The sequence below is a fragment of the Streptomyces lavendofoliae genome (genome assembly GCF_014649735.1).
Lineage (GTDB): Bacteria > Actinomycetota > Actinomycetes > Streptomycetales > Streptomycetaceae > Streptomyces > Streptomyces lavendofoliae.
This window is the reverse complement of record NZ_BMTP01000013.1, coordinates 42,669-58,852: the sequence shown is the minus strand read 5'-3', so window position 1 is coordinate 58,852 and position 16,184 is coordinate 42,669. Positions and strand designations below refer to the sequence as shown.

At 74.6% G+C, this 16,184-nt stretch carries 8 protein-coding genes; 2 read left to right on the top strand and 6 right to left on the bottom strand.

The features are described from left to right. Positions 1 to 43: 43 nt before the first annotated feature. Complete coding sequence (locus IE109_RS23385; protein WP_308431386.1) at positions 44 to 2,257, bottom strand: ATP-dependent DNA helicase UvrD2; 2,214 nt, start codon at positions 2,255 to 2,257, stop codon at positions 44 to 46. Positions 2,258 to 2,462: 205 nt separating this feature from the next. Here IE109_RS23385 and IE109_RS23380 point away from each other — a divergent pair, with 205 nt between their 5' ends. Then, the gene (locus IE109_RS23380) at positions 2,463 to 2,705 is read left to right on the top strand and encodes a mycoredoxin (protein ID WP_064068479.1); all 243 of its coding nucleotides are present in this window, start codon (positions 2,463 to 2,465) and stop codon (positions 2,703 to 2,705) included. 16 nt (positions 2,706 to 2,721) lie between these two features. Here the strand turns inward: IE109_RS23380 and nudC are convergent, their stop codons facing one another. The 5 genes from nudC to IE109_RS23355 all read right to left on the bottom strand — a co-directional run bounded on the left by nudC (position 2,722) and on the right by IE109_RS23355 (position 13,034). Further along, a complete protein-coding gene (nudC, locus tag IE109_RS23375) occupies positions 2,722 to 3,660 on the bottom strand; it encodes an NAD(+) diphosphatase (protein WP_189553004.1) in 939 nt (312 codons plus the stop codon). Positions 3,661 to 3,787: 127 nt separating this feature from the next. Further along, on the bottom strand, positions 3,788 to 5,194 hold the full coding sequence (locus IE109_RS23370) for a dipeptidase (protein WP_189553003.1): 1,407 nt from the start codon (positions 5,192 to 5,194) through the stop codon (positions 3,788 to 3,790). Between the two features lie 9 nt (positions 5,195 to 5,203). After that, the gene (locus IE109_RS23365) at positions 5,204 to 8,860 is read right to left on the bottom strand and encodes an ATP-dependent helicase (protein WP_189553002.1); all 3,657 of its coding nucleotides are present in this window, start codon (positions 8,858 to 8,860) and stop codon (positions 5,204 to 5,206) included. A 38-nt stretch (positions 8,861 to 8,898) separates the two neighbouring features. Continuing rightward, positions 8,899 to 12,483, bottom strand: coding sequence for an ATP-dependent helicase (locus tag IE109_RS23360; protein ID WP_373297766.1), 3,585 nt, complete (start codon positions 12,481 to 12,483; stop codon positions 8,899 to 8,901). A gap of 146 nt (positions 12,484 to 12,629) precedes the next feature. Then, complete coding sequence (locus IE109_RS23355) at positions 12,630 to 13,034, bottom strand: MGMT family protein (protein WP_189553000.1); 405 nt, start codon at positions 13,032 to 13,034, stop codon at positions 12,630 to 12,632. Between the two features lie 179 nt (positions 13,035 to 13,213). Between IE109_RS23355 and IE109_RS23350 the strand changes: the two genes are divergently transcribed. Then, on the top strand, positions 13,214 to 15,865 hold the full coding sequence (locus tag IE109_RS23350; RefSeq protein ID WP_189552999.1) for a lysylphosphatidylglycerol synthase domain-containing protein: 2,652 nt from the start codon (positions 13,214 to 13,216) through the stop codon (positions 15,863 to 15,865). The last annotated feature ends 319 nt before the right edge of the window (positions 15,866 to 16,184 follow it).

Genomic DNA, 16,184 nt, shown 5'->3' with positions numbered 1-16,184 from the left:
GCCTGACGGGGCGTGCGCAAACTATTTTCGCGACGAGTTCGGATCAGTCCTCCCCGTCCCCCTCACCGGGGTCCTGGCCTGCGCAGATGGCGAGAACATCGGCGCCGAAGCGGTCGAGCTTCCGGACCCCGACGCCGGAGATGCGGGCCAGCTCGCCGTCGGTGGCCGGCACGGTCTCGGCGATCGCCATCAACGTCTTGTCGGTGAAGACGCAGTAGGGGGGCTGCCCCAGCCGCCCGGCCTGCTCCGAGCGCCACTCCCGCAGCCGCTCGTACAGGGCCTCGTCCATGTCGGACGGGCAGTCCTCGCACCGCATCAGCTTCATCTCGCCCGCGTCGGTGAGGGTCGCGCCGCACACCCGGCACCGCACGGGACCACGGCGCCCGCGCCGGGCGCCCGCCGTCGCCGTGCCGCCGCGCTCGATGCCGGCGCCGCCGCCCGCGGTGCGGGCCCCCGGCGCGGCGGAGCCGGGGCGCAGCCCGGTCAGGAACCGGGTCGGGCGGCGCGAGGCGCGTCCGCCCGGGGAGCGGGCCAGCGCCCAGGACAGCGTGAGGTGGAGCCGGGCCCGGGTGACGCCCACGTACAGCAGGCGGCGCTCCTCCTCGACCTGCTCGTCGGTCTTGGCGTAGGTGATCGGCATCATGCCCTCGGTGAGGCCGACGAGGAACACGGCGTCCCACTCCAGGCCCTTCGCCGAGTGCAGCGACGCGAGGGTCACACCCTGGACGGTGGGCGCGTGCTGGGCGGCGGCCCGCTCGTCGAGTTCCGCGACCAGGTCACCGAGGGTCGCCCCGGGCCGGGCGCGTGCGAAGTCCTCGGCGAGCCGGACCAGCGCCGCCAGGGACTCCCAGCGGTCGCGGACCGCGCCGGAACCGGCCGGCGGCTCGGTGGTCCAGCCCTTGGTGGACAGCACCGCCCGCACCTGGGAGGGCAGGTCCTCGGCGTCGTCCAGCAGGGAGTCGTTGCCCCCCGCCCGGGCGGCGCCGCGCAGGGCGACACCCGCCTCCCGGACCTCGGCGCGCTCGAAGAAGCGCTCGGCGCCGCGCAGCTGGTAGGGCACGCCCGCGTCGGCGAGGGCCTGCTCGTAGACCTCCGACTGGGCGTTGATCCGGTAGAGGACCGCGATCTCGCCGGCCGGGACGCCCGCGGCGATCAGGTCGCGGATCCGGCGGGCGGTGCCCTCGGCCTCGGCCGGTTCGTCGGCGTACTCGGCGAAGACCGGCTCGGGGCCCGGGTCCCGCTGGGAGATCAGCTCCAGCCGGTGCTCGGCGGCACGGCCGCGGGCCTGGGCCAGCAGCCCGTTGGCCAGGTGGACCACCTGGGGTGTGGAGCGGTAGTCGCGGACCAGCTTGACCACGGTGGCGCCGGGGTGCCGGGTGCGGAAGTTCAGCAGGTGGTCGGGGGTGGCGCCGGTGAAGGAGTAGATCGTCTGGCTGGCGTCGCCCACGACGCACAGGCTGTCGCGGTCGCCGAGCCACAAATCGAGGAGGCGCTGCTGGAGCGGCGACACGTCCTGGTACTCGTCCACCACGAAGTGCTGGTACTGGCGGCGGATCTGGTCGGCGATGTCGTGCCGGTCCTGGAGGATGCCGACGGTCAGCAGCAGGACGTCCTCGAAGTCGATGGCCGAGCGGTCCCGCTTCAGCTGCTCGTACATGGCATAGATCTGGCCGATCTCGGCCGGGTCCCGCGGGGCGTCCCGAAGCGACTTTGCGACCGCCGCCGGGTAGTCCGACGGGACGGTCTGGGTGACCTTGGCCCACTCGATCTCGCTCGTGACGTCCCGCAGCTCGTTGCGGTCGAGCCGGATCCGGCACCGGGCACCCGCCTCGGCGACCAGCTGGACCTTGCGCTCCAGCAACCGGGGAAGCTCACCACCGACGGCTTTCGGCCAGAAGTACTGGAGCTGGCGGAGGGCCGCCGAGTGGAACGTACGCGCCTGGACGCCGCCCGCGCCGAGCTGGCGCAGCCGGCCGCGCATCTCCCCGGCGGCGCGGTTGGTGAACGTGACGGCCAGCACGCTGCTGGGCTGGAGTATGCCCGCGCGGACGCCGTACGCGATGCGGTGGGTGATCGCGCGGGTCTTGCCCGTGCCGGCGCCCGCCAGCACGCACACCGGACCGTGCAGGGCGGTGGCCACCTCGCGCTGCTCGGGGTCCAGCCCGTCGAGCACCGCGTCGGCGTCCTGGGGCGGAGCCGGGAACTGGCTCGGGCCCGGTGCCCCCGGGAAGAGAGTGGAGTGCGTTGCTGCTGTCACCCTGCCATGCTGCCAGGTCGCCGGAGGCGGACGGGACCGTTGTCCACAGGGCCGGCGCCGCGGTCGTACTTATCCCCGGTCGTGCGTGTCCCCGGTCGTACTGATCCCGTTCCCGGGCGTCCCGGGAATGGTGGGGCCGGGATGGACGTTCTGCTTCCTGGTGCCCCGAGGCACCCACCCCCAGCGACACCGAGGAGCGCAGACGATGCAGGGCAGCCTGACGATGTACAGCACGACGTGGTGCGGTTACTGCCGGCGGCTGAAGAGCCAGATGGACCGTGAGGGCATCGCGTACACCGAGGTCAACATCGAGCAGGACCCGGAGTCGGCCGCGTTCGTGGAGAAGGCCAACGGGGGCAACCAGACCGTCCCGACCGTCCTCTTCGCGGACGGGACGACCCTGACGAACCCCTCGCTGGCCCAGGTGAAGCAGAAGATCGGCGCCTGACCGGCGGCGACCGGCGCTACGCCACGTTCCCGGGCTTCGGCAGCGGCTTGCCGTACCAGAGCTCGATCAGACGGGCCGCGATCGAGATTCCGTACGGGGGAAGGACCTCGCCGGACTCGAACGCGGCCCGCAGCTCTTCCCGGGAGAACCAGCGGGCCTCCTCGATCTCGTCGCCGTCCACGTCGATCTCGGACGACGTCGCACGCGCCATGAAGCCCAGCATCAGGCTGGAGGGGAACGGCCACGGCTGGCTGGCGACGTACTCCACCTCGCCGACCGTCACCCCGGCCTCCTCGAAGACCTCGCGGGCCACCGACTGCTCGATCGACTCGCCGGGCTCCACGAAGCCCGCCAGCGTCGAGAACCGGCCCTCGGGCCAGTGCACCTGCCGGCCCAGCAGCGCCCGGTCCTCCTCGTCCGTCACCAGCATGATCACCGCCGGGTCGGTACGCGGGTAGTGCTCGGCGCCGCAGGCCGGGCAGCGGCGGATGTGGCCGGCGGCCGCGATGACCGTGCGCTCGCCGCAGCGCGAGCAGAAGCGGTGGAGCCGCTGCCAGTTCTCCAGGGCCACCGCGTGCACCATCAGCCCCGCGTCGCGCGGGGACAGCAGCAGCCCGGCCTCGCGCAGCCCGGCCGGCCGCGCCGACTGGTCCATGCGGCCCGGCAGGGAGTCCTTCTGCAGCGCGAAGTAGCTGACGCCCTCCTCGTCCGTGCCCAGGAAGTACCGGTGGGTCTCGGTGACCGGAGCCTCGAAGGCCGGGGTCATGACCAGTTCGGTGCGCCCGTCGGGGGTGTCGTCGATCAGGGCCTGGCCGCCGGACACGACGAAGACCCGGGTCGTGGGGTGGCTCCAGGCGGCGGCCAGCCACGCCTCGTCGAGACGGTGGTGGGCCGCGCGGTCGATGCCGCTCGGGGCGGTGAGGCCGATCGGCCGGTGCCCGGCCTCGTTACTCATGGTGCTCACTGTGCTTCCAACTCCCCCGGTGGATGGGTTCTCCTGGGCGTCTGTTCAGCTGGGTGCCTCTCGGCGGGGTGCCTCCGGGCGGGGTGCGCCGTCGGGCGGGGCAGGACTCCCGTACGGCTCAGCGCAGCGCGCCGGCCAGGTCGCCCCACAGGTGGGCGGCCGTCTCCACGCCCTTGAGCAGCAGGTCCAGCTCCACCTTCTCGTTCGGCGCGTGCCAGCCGTCGGACGGCACGGAGATGCCCAGGAACAGCACCGGCGCGTGCAGGACGTCCTGGAGGTCGGCGGCGGGGCCCGAGCCGCCCTCACGGGTGAAGCGGATCTTCGCGCCGTCGAAGGCCCTGCTCATCGACCGGACGACCGCCTGGAGGGCCGGGTGGTCGAGCGGCGTCAGGCACGGGCGGGTCGGCGCGCCGAAGGCGATCTTGTGGCGGATGCCGTCCGGGACACGGGCGGCCACCCAGTCGCGGACGGCCGCCTCGATCACGTACGGGTCCTGACCGGAGACCAGCCGGAACGACAGCTTGAGCTGGGCGGACGCCGGGACGATCGTCTTGCCGCCGGGGCCCTGATAGCCGCCGCCGATGCCGTTGACCTCGGCGGTGGGGCGGGCCCACACGCGCTCCAGGGTGGAGTAGCCGGCCTCGCCCAGCGTCCCGTACGAGGAGGCGTTGGCCAGCCACGACGTCTCGTCGAACGGCAGCTCGGCGATCAGCGCGCGCTCGGAGTCGGTCAGCTCCTCGACGCCGTCGTAGAACCCGGGGATCGTCACGCGCTCGTTCTCGTCGTGCAGCGCGGCGACCAGGCGGGCGGCGATCGTGGCCGGGTTGGGCACGGCGCCGCCGAAGGCACCGGAGTGGATGTCCTGGTCGGGGCCGTACAGCTCGATCTCGCAGTCGGCGACGCCCCGCAGGCCCGTGCACACGGTGGGCGTCGTCTCCGACCACATGCCGGTGTCCGAGACCACCACCGCGTCCGCCTCGAGCCGGTCGCGGTGGCGCTCGACCAGTGCCCGGAAGTGCGGGGAGCCGGACTCCTCCTCACCCTCGACGAGCAGCTTGAGGTTGACGGCGGGGGCGGAGCGGCCGGTCAGCGCGAGGTGTGCGCGGACCCCGAGGGTGTGGAAGAACACCTGGCCCTTGTCGTCGGCGGCACCGCGCGCGTACAGCCGGCCGCCCCGGACCACGGGCTCGAAGGGGTCGGTCTCCCAGCCGTCCTCGCGGGCGGCGGGCTGGACGTCGTGGTGCCCGTAGACCAGCACCGTGGGCGCGTCCGGGTCGCCGGAGGGCCACTCGGCGTAGACCGCCGGGGCGCCGTCCGTCTCCCACACCTCCGCGACCGGGAAGCCGGTCTCCCGGAGCTTGGCCGTGAGCCATTCGGCACTGCGCCGGACGTCCGGGGCGTGCGCGGGCTGCGCCGACACGGACGGGATGCGCAGCCACTCGACGAGGTCGTCGAGGAATGCGGCGCGGTGCTGGTCTATGTACCCGCGTACGGTCTGGACGGCGCTGTCCGGGGTGTCGCTCATGCCCCGAGCCTATCCGGCGTCCGGGGTCGTCCCGTCGGGCGTCCCACGGAGCAGGACGCGCTCGATCCCGTCGCGTCCGGGGAGGCCGGCCGGGCGTACGACCTCGCCCGTGCGGACGTACACGAAGGCGGCCGTGACCGCGTCCAGGGGCAGACCGTGCTGCTCGGCCCAGGCGAGCCGGTAGACCGCGAGCTGGAGGGGGTCGGCGGTGCGGGAGCGGTTGGTCTTCCAGTCGACGATCTCGTACGTCACGGCGCCGGTGTCCGGGTCGACGTCCCGGTAGACGGCGTCGATGCGGCCGCGGACCACCCGGCCGGCCAGGGCCAGCTGGAAGGGCGCCTCGACCCGGTGGGGGGTGCGGTGGGCGTACGCGGTGTTCTCGAACGCCTCCTTGAGGGCGGCCAGGTCCCGCTCGTCGGCGATCTCCGGTTCGTCGGCGTACACCTCCCCGCCGGGCAGCTCGTCGGGGCCCAGCATGGGCAGGGGCAGCGCCTCGAACCGGGCCTCCACCCAGGCGTGGAACCGGGTGCCGCGCCGCGCGGCCGGCTGCGGGGGGCGCGGCATGGGGCGGGCCAGCTCCTGAGCGAAGCCCTCGGGATCGGCGGCGAGGCGCAGCAGCTGGGAGGCGGACAGCGAGGCCGGGAGGAGGACGTCCCGGGTGGTCGCGCGGGAGCGGAGGAGCTCCCCGGTGAGCGCGTCGAGGTCGCGGTCCCAGGAGGCGATGGCGCGGGCCTCCTCGGGTGTGAGGCGCTCGGGGCCGCGCGGCCCGGAGTGCGCCGCGCCCCCGTCGTCCCCCTCGGCGCCGGTCCCGCCGGCGCGGGGCGCGGGGACCTGCGGCTGCGGCGCTTGCGGGTGCGGCGCGGGGACGTGCGGCTGCGGCGCGGGGACGTGGGCGCCTTCGGCGGGCACGGGGCCGCCGCCGGGCAGCTCGGTGGACCAGTCGTCCCAGTCGGCGAGGTCGTCGGCCCACTCCTCATCGGGCCCGGCGATGTCGTCGGGCCACACCTCGTCCGGATCGGGGTGGCCGAGGTGGTGAACGGGGTCGGGGCGCCCGGGTCCGTCCGTGTCCGGGTGCTCGCGGCCCGGCAGGTCCGGGCCGGGGAACCCCGGGCAGGCGCCCGGCGCGTCCTGCGGCCGGGGCGACGGGTCCGGCGACGGCTCGGGGGACGCGTCCGGCGGGGAGTCCAGGTACTCCATCACCTTGTCGGCCGCCGCGCGGCGGTGGGCCAGCGAGGTGGGGTCCAGCGGCAGCGGCCAGGCGTGGTCGGCCGTGGCCTCCCCCAGCAGCGGGTTCTCGGCGTCCTCGTCCGGCTCGTCCGCCCACACCTCGATGTCGCCGGAGCCCGCCGCGCAGTGGTCGTACAGCGCGTGCAGGAAGGGCGACGGGCCGCGCGGCCGCTTCTGCGTGGGCCCCCACCAGTGGCCCGAGCCCAGCAGGAGGGTACGGGGGCGGGTGAACGTCACATACCCCAGGCGCAGCTCCTCGGTGTGCTGGTGGTCCTTCATGGCGTCCTTGAACGACTTCAGCGCCTTGGCGTCCCAGCCGTCGACGGCCGGGAGGGTCGGGGCGTCACCGCGCAGCGCGTGCGGGAGGACCTGGGGCTGGGAGGTCCAGGACTCGCGGGACCTGGTGCTGGGGAACTGGGAGGTCACCAGGCCCGGGACCGCGACGACGTCCCACTCCAGGCCCTTGGACTTGTGGGCGGTCAGCACCTTGACGGTGTTCTCGCCCCCCGGCAGGGCGTTGTCGAGGCCCTTCTCGTACTGGGCGGCCGTGCGCAGGAAGCCCAGGAAGGCCAGCAGGGACGCCTCGCCGTCCAGGGAGGCGAAGCCGGCCGCGATGTCGAGGAAGTTCGACAGGGTCTCCCGGCGGCGGGCCGCCAGTGCGTGCGGGGAGGCGGACAACTCGACCTCCAGGCCGGTGGCGGACAGGATCCGGTGCAGGACGTCCATCAGCGGGTCGGCCAGGGAGCGCCGCAGCTCGCGCAGCTCGGTGGCGAGCCGGGCGAACCGCACCCGCGCCTCGGCGGAGAACGGCAGGCCGTCGTCAGCTCCGGCCGGTTCGAGGAAGGTGTCCAGGGCGTCGGCGAGCGAGACCACCTCGGCCGGGTCCACGCCCTCGACCGCCGCCGCCAGGCGCTCGTCGGGGTCCGCGTCGCCGTCGTCCCGCGAGCGGTGCACCAGCAGCCGGGCCCGGCGCCCCAGCAGGGCCAGGTCACGGGCGCCGATCCGCCAGCGGGGCCCGGTGAGCAGCCGTACGAGCGAGGCGTTGGCGCCCGGGTCCTGGAGGACCTCGCAGACCGCCACCAGGTCGGCCACCTCCGGGAGGTGCAGCAGTCCGGACAGGCCGACGACCTCGACCGGGACGTCCCGCGCGACCAGGGCGGCCTGGATCCGGGGGAAGTCGCTCGCGGTACGGCACAGGACCGCGATGTCGCCCGGTTCCTTGCCCGTGCGGACGAGGTGGGCGAGGGAGTCGGCCAGCCAATCGAGCTCCTCCGCCTGGGTCGGCAGCAGGGCGATCCGCACGGTGCCGTCCCGCTCGGCGCCGGGCGCCGGGCGCAGCGCCTCCACGCCCGCGTGCATGGCGCGCAGCGGCTCGGCGAGCCCGTTGGCGAGGTCCAGGAGACGGCCGCCGCTGCGGCGGTTCTCGCTGAGGGAGAAGCGGGTGGCGGGGGTGCCGTCCGCGTACGGGAAGTGGTCGGGGAAGTCGTCCAGGTTCGCCACGGACGCGCCGCGCCAGCCGTAGATGGCCTGGCAGGGGTCGCCCACGGCGGTGACGGGGTGGCCCGTGCCCCCGCCGAATAGCCCGGACAGCAGGAGCCGCTGCGCGACGGACGTGTCCTGGTACTCGTCCAGGAGGACGACCCGGAACTCGCCGCGCAGGATCTGCCCGACCTCGGGGCGGGTGAGGGCCAGCTCGGCGGAGAGCGCGATCTGGTCGCCGAAGTCGAGCAGGTCGCGCTCGCGCTTGGCCGCGCGGTACCGGATCACCAGGTCGGTGAGCTGGCGGCGGGCGCCGGCGGCCTCCGGGACCTTGCGGAGGTCGGCGTTGGTGAGGCGGGCGTCCGCCAGGGCGGCGAGCAGCTCGGTGTCGTGACCGAGGAGGTCCTCGGGGCGGACGAGGTGCTCGGCGAGCTCCGCGTCGAGGGCCAGCAGATCGCTGACGAGGGCGGGGAAGGACCTGGTCAGGGCGGGGTACGGCCCGGGCGCCTCGCGCAGCACGCGGGCGGCGAGCTGGTAGCGGGTGGCGTCGGCGAGGAGGCGCGCGGTGGGCTCCAGGCCGATGCGCAGGCCGTGGTCGGTGAGGAGCTGCCCGGCGAAGGCGTGGTACGTGGAGATGCGCGGCTCGCCCGGCGGGTTGTCCGGGTCGATGACGTCCGGATCGGTCACCCCGGCCCGGACCAGCGCCTTGCGGACCCGCTCGGCCAGCTCTCCGGCGGCCTTGTTGGTGAACGTCAGGCCGAGGACCTGCTCGGGCGCGACCTGGCCCGTGCCGACCAGCCAGACCACCCGGGCGGCCATCACCGTCGTCTTGCCGGAGCCGGCTCCGGCCACGATGACCTGCGGCGCGGGCGGCGCGGTGATGCAGGCCGTCTGCTCCGGGGTGAACGGGATGCCGAGGAGCTCCTTGAGCTGCTCGGGGTCGGTGAGGCGAGTGGTCACGGTCAACGAGGCTAACCGGCCCCACTGACAGTCCTGTCTCACTCCACGATGTGCCGGCCCTCGGGCCGGGCGCTGCACGAGGCCCGGAACGCGCAGTGGTCGCAGTGCTTGCCGGTGGACGGGGTGAAGCGTTCGTCCAGGACCCGTCCGGCGGCCGTCGCGAGCAGTTCGCCGACCCACTCCCCGCCGAGCGGCTCCTGCGCCTGCACCTTGGGCAGCTCGTCCCCGCCCTCCTTCTTCGGGGCGGGCTGGCGCAACTGGACGAGTTCGGCGCCGCCGGGCTCGGGCCGGCGGCCGCCGAAGACCTCGTCGACGGCGCCCTCGCGGACGGCGAGCTGGTACACGGCGAGCTGGGGGTGGTGGGCGACCTCGTCCTTGGTGGGGGCCGACTTGCCGGTCTTGAAGTCGACGACGTAGGCCCGGCCGTGCTCGTCGGCCTCGACCCGGTCCATGGAGCCCCGGATCCGCACCTCGTACTGCCCCGCCTCCAGGGTGACGTCGAAGTCGTGCTCGGTGGCGGCGGGGGTACGGCCGGCACGGTCCATGACGTGCCAGCGCAGGAACCGCTCCAGCGCCACGCGCGCGTGCTCCTTCTCCTGGGCGGACTTCCAGGGGGCGTCGAAGGCGAGCGCGTCCCAGACGGAGTCGAGCCGCTCCATGAGGACCGTCAGGTCGGCGGGGGTGCGGCCGGAGGCCACCTCGTCGGCGAGTACGTGGACGACGTTGCCGAACCCCTGGGCGGCGGTGGCGGGGGCGTCCGCCTTGACCTCTCGGCCGAGGAACCACTGCAGGGCGCAGGTGTTCGCGAGCTGGTCCAGGGCGCTGCCGGAGAGCGCCACGGGGCGGTCGCGGTCGCGCAGGGGAACGGCCGCCCGGGTCGGCTCGTACAGGCCCCACCAGCGGTAGGGATGGGCGGCGGGGACGAGCGGCTGTCCCTCGTCGTCGGTGAGCGCGGCGAGCCTGGCCAGGCGCCGGGCGGCGGCGTCGCGCAGGGCGGGGGAGGCGTCGGGGTCGACGGTGGTGGCGCGCAGTTCGGCGACGAGCGCGGCCACGGCGAGGGGGCGGCGGGGGCGGCCGGTGACGTCCTTCGGCTCGACGCCGAGTTCGGTGAGGAAGCGGGAGGGCTGGTCGCCGTCGTCGGCGGGAGCCTTGACGGCGGTGACGACGAGCCGGTCGCGGGCGCGGGTGGCGGCCACGTAGAACAGCCGCCGCTCCTCGGCGAGCAGGGCGCCCGGGGTGAGCGGCTCGGCGATGCCGTCCCGGCCGATGCGGTCGGCCTCCAGGAGGGAGCCGCGGCGGCGCAGGTCGGGCCAGAGCCCTTCCTGTACGCCGGCCACGACGACCAGGCCCCATTCCAGACCCTTGGAGCGGTGGGCGGTCATCAGGCGCACGGCGTCGGGGCGCACCGGCCGCTTGGAGAGGGTGTCGGCGGCGATGTCCTGGGCGTCGAGCTCCTCCAGGAAGTTCAGGGCGCCCCGGCCGCCGGTGCGCTCCTCGGCCCGGGCGGCGGTGTCGAAGAGGGCGCACACGGCGTCCAGGTCGCGGTCGGCGTTGCGGCCGGCCGCGCCGCCCCGGAGCGCGGCGCGCTGGAGGCGCGCGGGCCAGGGGGTGCCGTTCCACAGGAGCCAGAGGGCCTCCTCGGCGGTGCCGCCGCCGGCGAGCAGCTCGCGGGTGCGGCGCAGCAGGTCGCCCAGCCGCTGGGCACCGCGCGCGTAGGAGGGGTCGTGCGCCACGAGCCGCTCGGGCTCGGCGAGGGCGCGCGCGAGCAGGACGTCGGAGGGCGGCGGGACCTTGTTGCCGCCGGCCCGCTCCTCGTCCCGCAGGGCCCGCCCGAGGCGGCGCAGGTCGGCGGCGTCCATGCCGCCGAGGGGCGAGGTGAGCAGGCTGATCGCCGTCTCGGTGTCGAGCCACGGCCGGGTCTCCGCAGGGGCGCGGTCCTCGGCGGCGGAGCCCCGCGCCGGGTCGGCGAGGTCACCGTCCTCCGGGGCGCCGGCCTCGCCTCCGCTCCCGGGGGTGTCGTCACCGTCCGCGGCCGGGTCACCCCCGCGGGTGTCGTCGCCCTCCCCCGCGGGGGTGAACACCCGCGGGCCCTCGCCCCCGGGGGAACCGTCGCGCCCCGGCGCACTCCCGTGCTCCGGCGTGCCCTCCCGGTCGGCACCGTCCGCCCGAGCGCCCCGGCCGTCCCCCGCACCCCCCGGCGCCTCCGCCACCGGGGCGTCCGGGGCCGGGACGTCCGCCACCGCGGCGTCCGGGGCCGCCGCCGCGCGCAGGGCGGCCAGCAGGGGCGCGACCGCCGGCTCGTGGCGCAGCGGGACGTCGTTGCCGTCGACCTCGACCGGCACGCCCGCCGAGGTCAGCGCCCGGCGCAAGGTGGGGATGGTGCGTCCGCCCGCGCGGACCAGCACGGCCATGTCGTTCCAGGGGACGCCCTCCTCCAGGTGGGCGCGCCGCAGGATGTCCGCGATGTTGTCGACCTCCGTCGAGGGGGTCGGGAAGGTGTACGCCTCGACCCGGCCGCCGCCCCGCACCGCCGCCAGGCCCCGGTGCGCCCGTGCCTTGTCGGCGGGCAGGCGCGGCAGCGGCATGCGGGTGGTCAGCAGGCGGGTGGCGGACAGCAGCGCGGCGCCCGAGCGGCGCGAGGTGGTGAGGACGGCGACCGGCGCGGGGGTGCCGTCCGCGCGGCGGAACATGGCCGGGAAGTCCAGGATGCCGTTGATGTCCGCGCCCCGGAACGCGTAGATCGACTGGTCGGGGTCGCCGAACGCGCACAGCGTCCGCCCGCCGCCCGCCAGCGCCCGCAGCAGCCGGACCTGGGCCGGGTCGGTGTCCTGGTACTCGTCGACGAAGACCGCGTCGTAGCCGGGCAGCGTCACCTCGCATGCGAGGAGCACCGCCCGGTGGACCAGTTCCGCGTAGTCCAGCACGCCCTGCATGTCCAGCACGTCCAGGTACTCGGCGAGGAACGCGGCGGCCGCCGACCAGTCCCGCCGTCCGGTGCGCGCCGCGAAGTCCCCCAGGGCGCGGGGGCCGAGGCCCAGCTCGCGGGAGCGGGCGAGCACGGCCCGTACCTCGTCGGCGAACCCGCGCGTGGTCAGGCAGGCCCGCAGCTCGTCGGGCCAGTGGACACGGGCCAGGCCCTCCCGTTCCAGGTCGAGCTGGCCGGCCAGCAGCTCGCGGACGGCCAGGTCCTGCTCCGGGCCGGAGAGCAGACGCAGCGGCTCGGCGAAGAGGTCGGCGTCCTGGTGCGCGCGGATCAGGGCGTAGCAGAAGGAGTGGAACGTGGTCGCCTGGGGGGCGCTCACCCCGCCGATCCGCGCCGTCATGCGGTCCCGCAGCTCGACCGCCGCCTTGCGGCTGAAGGTGAGGACCAGGATCCGCTCCGGGTCGGTGCCCCCGGCGATCCGGGCGGCGACCGCCTCCACCAGCGTCGTCGTCTTCCCGGTCCCCGGGCCGGCCAGGACCAGGAGCGGTCCGCCGTCGTGGTCAACCACGGCGCGCTGTGATGCGTCCAGAAGAGGGGGGCTCACCGGAACCGGCGGGGTACGCACCAGTCGGTACGCGCCCGGAGTGCGCCCGCGAGACGGCGTACGCCCGGTGGTAATCGAGGAGGAGCTCACGTGGATCGCCGGTCCTGGTGGGTGTGCTGGTGCTGAGGATGCTGGGAAGGGGGTGCGGTGAGCACGCCGCGCGGGACGACGTTACGCGTACTCCGTACGGTCGTGCCCACGCCGCTCACCCTGCCCGCCGCGCCGCCGCATGGCCGAAGCTGTCACCTGTGAGCCATCGCACGCGCCGCGCCGCCGGAGCCGCCCCCGCCGGATCCCCCGCCGGAGTCTTCGCCGCCGTCCCAGCGCGCCCGCCGCATGTCGAGCCGCGGCACATGGCCCTCCGCCGTGCGCGGGGCCTCGCGCAGCGGAGTGCCCTCCTGCCGGTAGTGGCCGAGGGCACGCAGCTCGTGGCCGGGCAGGAGCACGCCGTCCGCCCGCACCACCCGCCACCAGGGCACCGCACCGCCGTAGAGCGCCATGACGCGCCCGACCTGGCGCGGGCCGCCCTCGCCGAGCCACTCGGCGACGTCCCCGTACGTCATCACCCGGCCGGCCGGGATCAGCTCGGCGACTTCCAGCACCCGTTCCGCGTACTCCGGAAGTTCCTCAGCAGTCACCCGGTCCATCCTGCACCACGCCACCGACAACGCGGGCGATGCACCCTGATGGCCCCCCGTACCGGCCGGTCATGCCACCATCTTCCGGGCGGTGACCGGTGATACGAGATCAACAAGACACAGACACGGCGAAGGGGCAGGATGTGCGGCCTCCCGAGGTGGCGTCCGCTTCGGGGGCTCCTGAGACGATGGAGAAGAATGCGACGAAGGAGACGAAGGAGACGGTATGCGTGAACGCGGAGAGGCCCATCGACCGCGTCTCCGGTGACGAGCCGCTTCTCGCCGCCCGTGTCCACCGGCCGTCCGACCTGCTGCGCCTGCTCATCGGCATCCTCGCGATCGGTGTGGTCATCGCCATCGCCGCCTTCGCCCACGCCACGACCACCGGCCTGGAAGAGGACATCAGCAAGGGCACCGGCCAGGCCCCCGACGTCTTCGTCAAGGTCGCCGGGCTCGTCTCCAGCATCGCCGTCCTGCTCGTCCCGGTCGCCTTCGCGATCGAGCGTCTGATCAAGCGGGACGGGCTGCGCATCGCGGACGGCGTCCTCGCCGCCGTACTGGCGCACGGCGTCACCCTCGCCACCGACCTGTGGGTCGCCAGGGCCGCGCCCGGCACCATCCAGGAGGCGCTGACACAGCCCCAGGCGGGTGGCGGGCTGTCCGACCCGGTCCACGGGTACCTCGCACCCGTCATCGCCTATATGACGGCCGTGGGGATGGCCCGCAGGCCGCGCTGGCGGGTGTCGCTCTGGGTGGTGCTGCTGCTCGACGCGTTCGCGATGCTGGTCGCCGACTACACCACCCCGTTCTCGATCATCCTGACCGTCCTGATCGGCTGGACCGTCGCCTACGGCACGCTGTACGCGGTCGGCTCCCCCAACGTCCGGCCCACCGGCCAGACCCTCCTGGCCGGCCTGCGCCACGTCGGTTTCCGCCCGGTCACGGCGATGCGCGCCGAGGACGTCACCGACTCGGTGGAACAGGGCGACCGGGGCCGCCGCTACCTGGTCACGCTGGAGGAGGGCCCTCCGCTCGACGTCACGGTCGTGGACCGCGAGCAGCAGGCGCAGGGGTTCTTCTACCGGGTCTGGCGCAGGATGACCCTGCGCGGCATCACGACCCGCCGCTCCCTGCAGTCCCTGCGCCAGGCCCTGGAGCAGGAGGCCCTGCTGGCGTACGCCGCGATCGCCGCCGGCGCCAACGCGCCGAAGCTGATCGCCACCGCCGAGCTGGGCCCGGACGCCGTGATGCTGGTGTACGAGCACCTCGGCGGCCGTTCGCTGGACGCGCTGGACGACAAGGAGATCACCGACGAGGTCGTACGGGGCGCCTGGCAGCAGGTGAAGGCGTTGCAGTCGCGGCGCATCGCCCACCGCAGGCTGACGGGCGACGCCCTCCTGGTGGATCGTTCCGGCAGAGTGATCGTCACCGATCTCCGGGGCGGTGAGATCGCCGCCGGCGACCTCGTCCTGCGCATGGACATCGCGCAGCTGCTCACCACGCTGGGCCTGCGGGTCGGGGCGAAGCGGGCGGTGGCCGCTGCGGTCGAGGTGCTCGGCCCCGACAAGGTCGCCGACTGCCTCCCGCTGCTCCAGCCGATCGCGCTCAGCCGCTCCACCCGCGCCACCCTGCGCAGACTCGCCCGGGAACGCTCGCAGCGCGAGCGCGAGGCCGTACTCGCCGCCTCCGAGGCGGCCAAGCGGGCCCGGCCGGAGGACCACGCCGAGCAGAGCGACCAGGACAGGCGCGCCGACCGCAAGGCCGTACGGGCGCAGAAGCAGGCCGAGAAGCGGGCCCTGGACGAGGCGATGGACGAGGTCCGCGAGGAGGACCTGCTGGCCCAGATCCGGCAGCAGGTGCTCCGGATCCGGCCCCAGGCCCCGGTGGAACCCGTACGGCTGGAGCGCATCCGGCCGCGGACGCTGATCAGCCTCATCGCCGGCGCCATCGCCGTGTACTTCCTGCTCTCCCAGATCGCCGAGGCGCCACTGTCGGTGTCCACGATCGCCGAGGCCGACTGGGCCTGGATCTCGGCGGCCCTGCTCTTCTCCGCGCTCAGCTACGTGGCGGCCGCGATGAGCCTGCTGGGTTTCGTCCCCGAGCGGGTGCCCTTCGGGCGGACGGTGATCGCCCAGGTGGCGGGGTCCTTCGTCAAGATCGTCGCCCCGGCGGCGGTCGGCGGCGTGGCCCTGAACACCCGCTTCCTCCAGCGCTCGGGGGTGCGGCCCGGACTGGCGGTCGCCAGCGTGGGGGCGTCGCAGCTGTTCGGACTGGGCGCGCACATCCTGCTGCTGCTGTCGTTCGGCTACCTGACGGGCACGGAGAAGACCCAGGACTTCACCCCCTCCAGGACGGTCATCGCCGGCCTGCTCACCGTCGCGGTGCTGGTGCTGGTGGTCACGGCGGTGCCGGGGCTGCGCAAGTTCGTCTCGACCCGGCTGCGGTCGCTGTTCGCGGGCGTGGTGCCGCGCATGCTCGACGTGCTCCAGCGGCCGGTGAAGCTGGTCACCGGCATCGGCGGCATGCTGCTGCTGACGGGTGCGTTCGTCCTGTGCCTGGACGCGTCGATCCGGGCCTTCTCGCACGGTGCGCAGCCGCTGACGTACGCCAGCCTCGCCGTGGTCTTCCTGGCCGGCAACGCCCTGGGGTCGGCCGCGCCCACGCCGGGCGGCGTCGGCGCGGTGGAGGGTGCGCTGATCGCCGGCCTGGTCGGGGTGGGCGGCATGACGCTGGAGGTGGCCACGCCCGCCGTGCTCCTCTACCGGCTGATGACGCTGTGGCTGCCCGTGCTGCCGGGATGGTTCTCGTTCAACTTCCTCACCAGGAAGGGCGCCCTCTAGGGTCTGTCCTTCGGATCAGGCCGGATCGGGGAGCGGGGTCCGGCGCGTGCGATCGCAAGGCGGAGGAGGGAGCCAACGCGGAGCGTTGGCGACCGACGACAACGCGGCGAGCGTGCGTGCCGGGCCCCGCGAGCCCGGCATGATCCGAAAGACAGGCCCTAGGCGCCCCGGCGCGCTGCCCGGTCACGCTCCGGCCACCCGCATGGCCCTCGTCGCGGGCGCCCGCGCGGAGCCGGACGCACCATGGATCCATGACCCACCGCGCCGCCCGGTCCGCCGCCACCCGCACCCCACGGCGTACCGCCGTGCGCGCCACCCG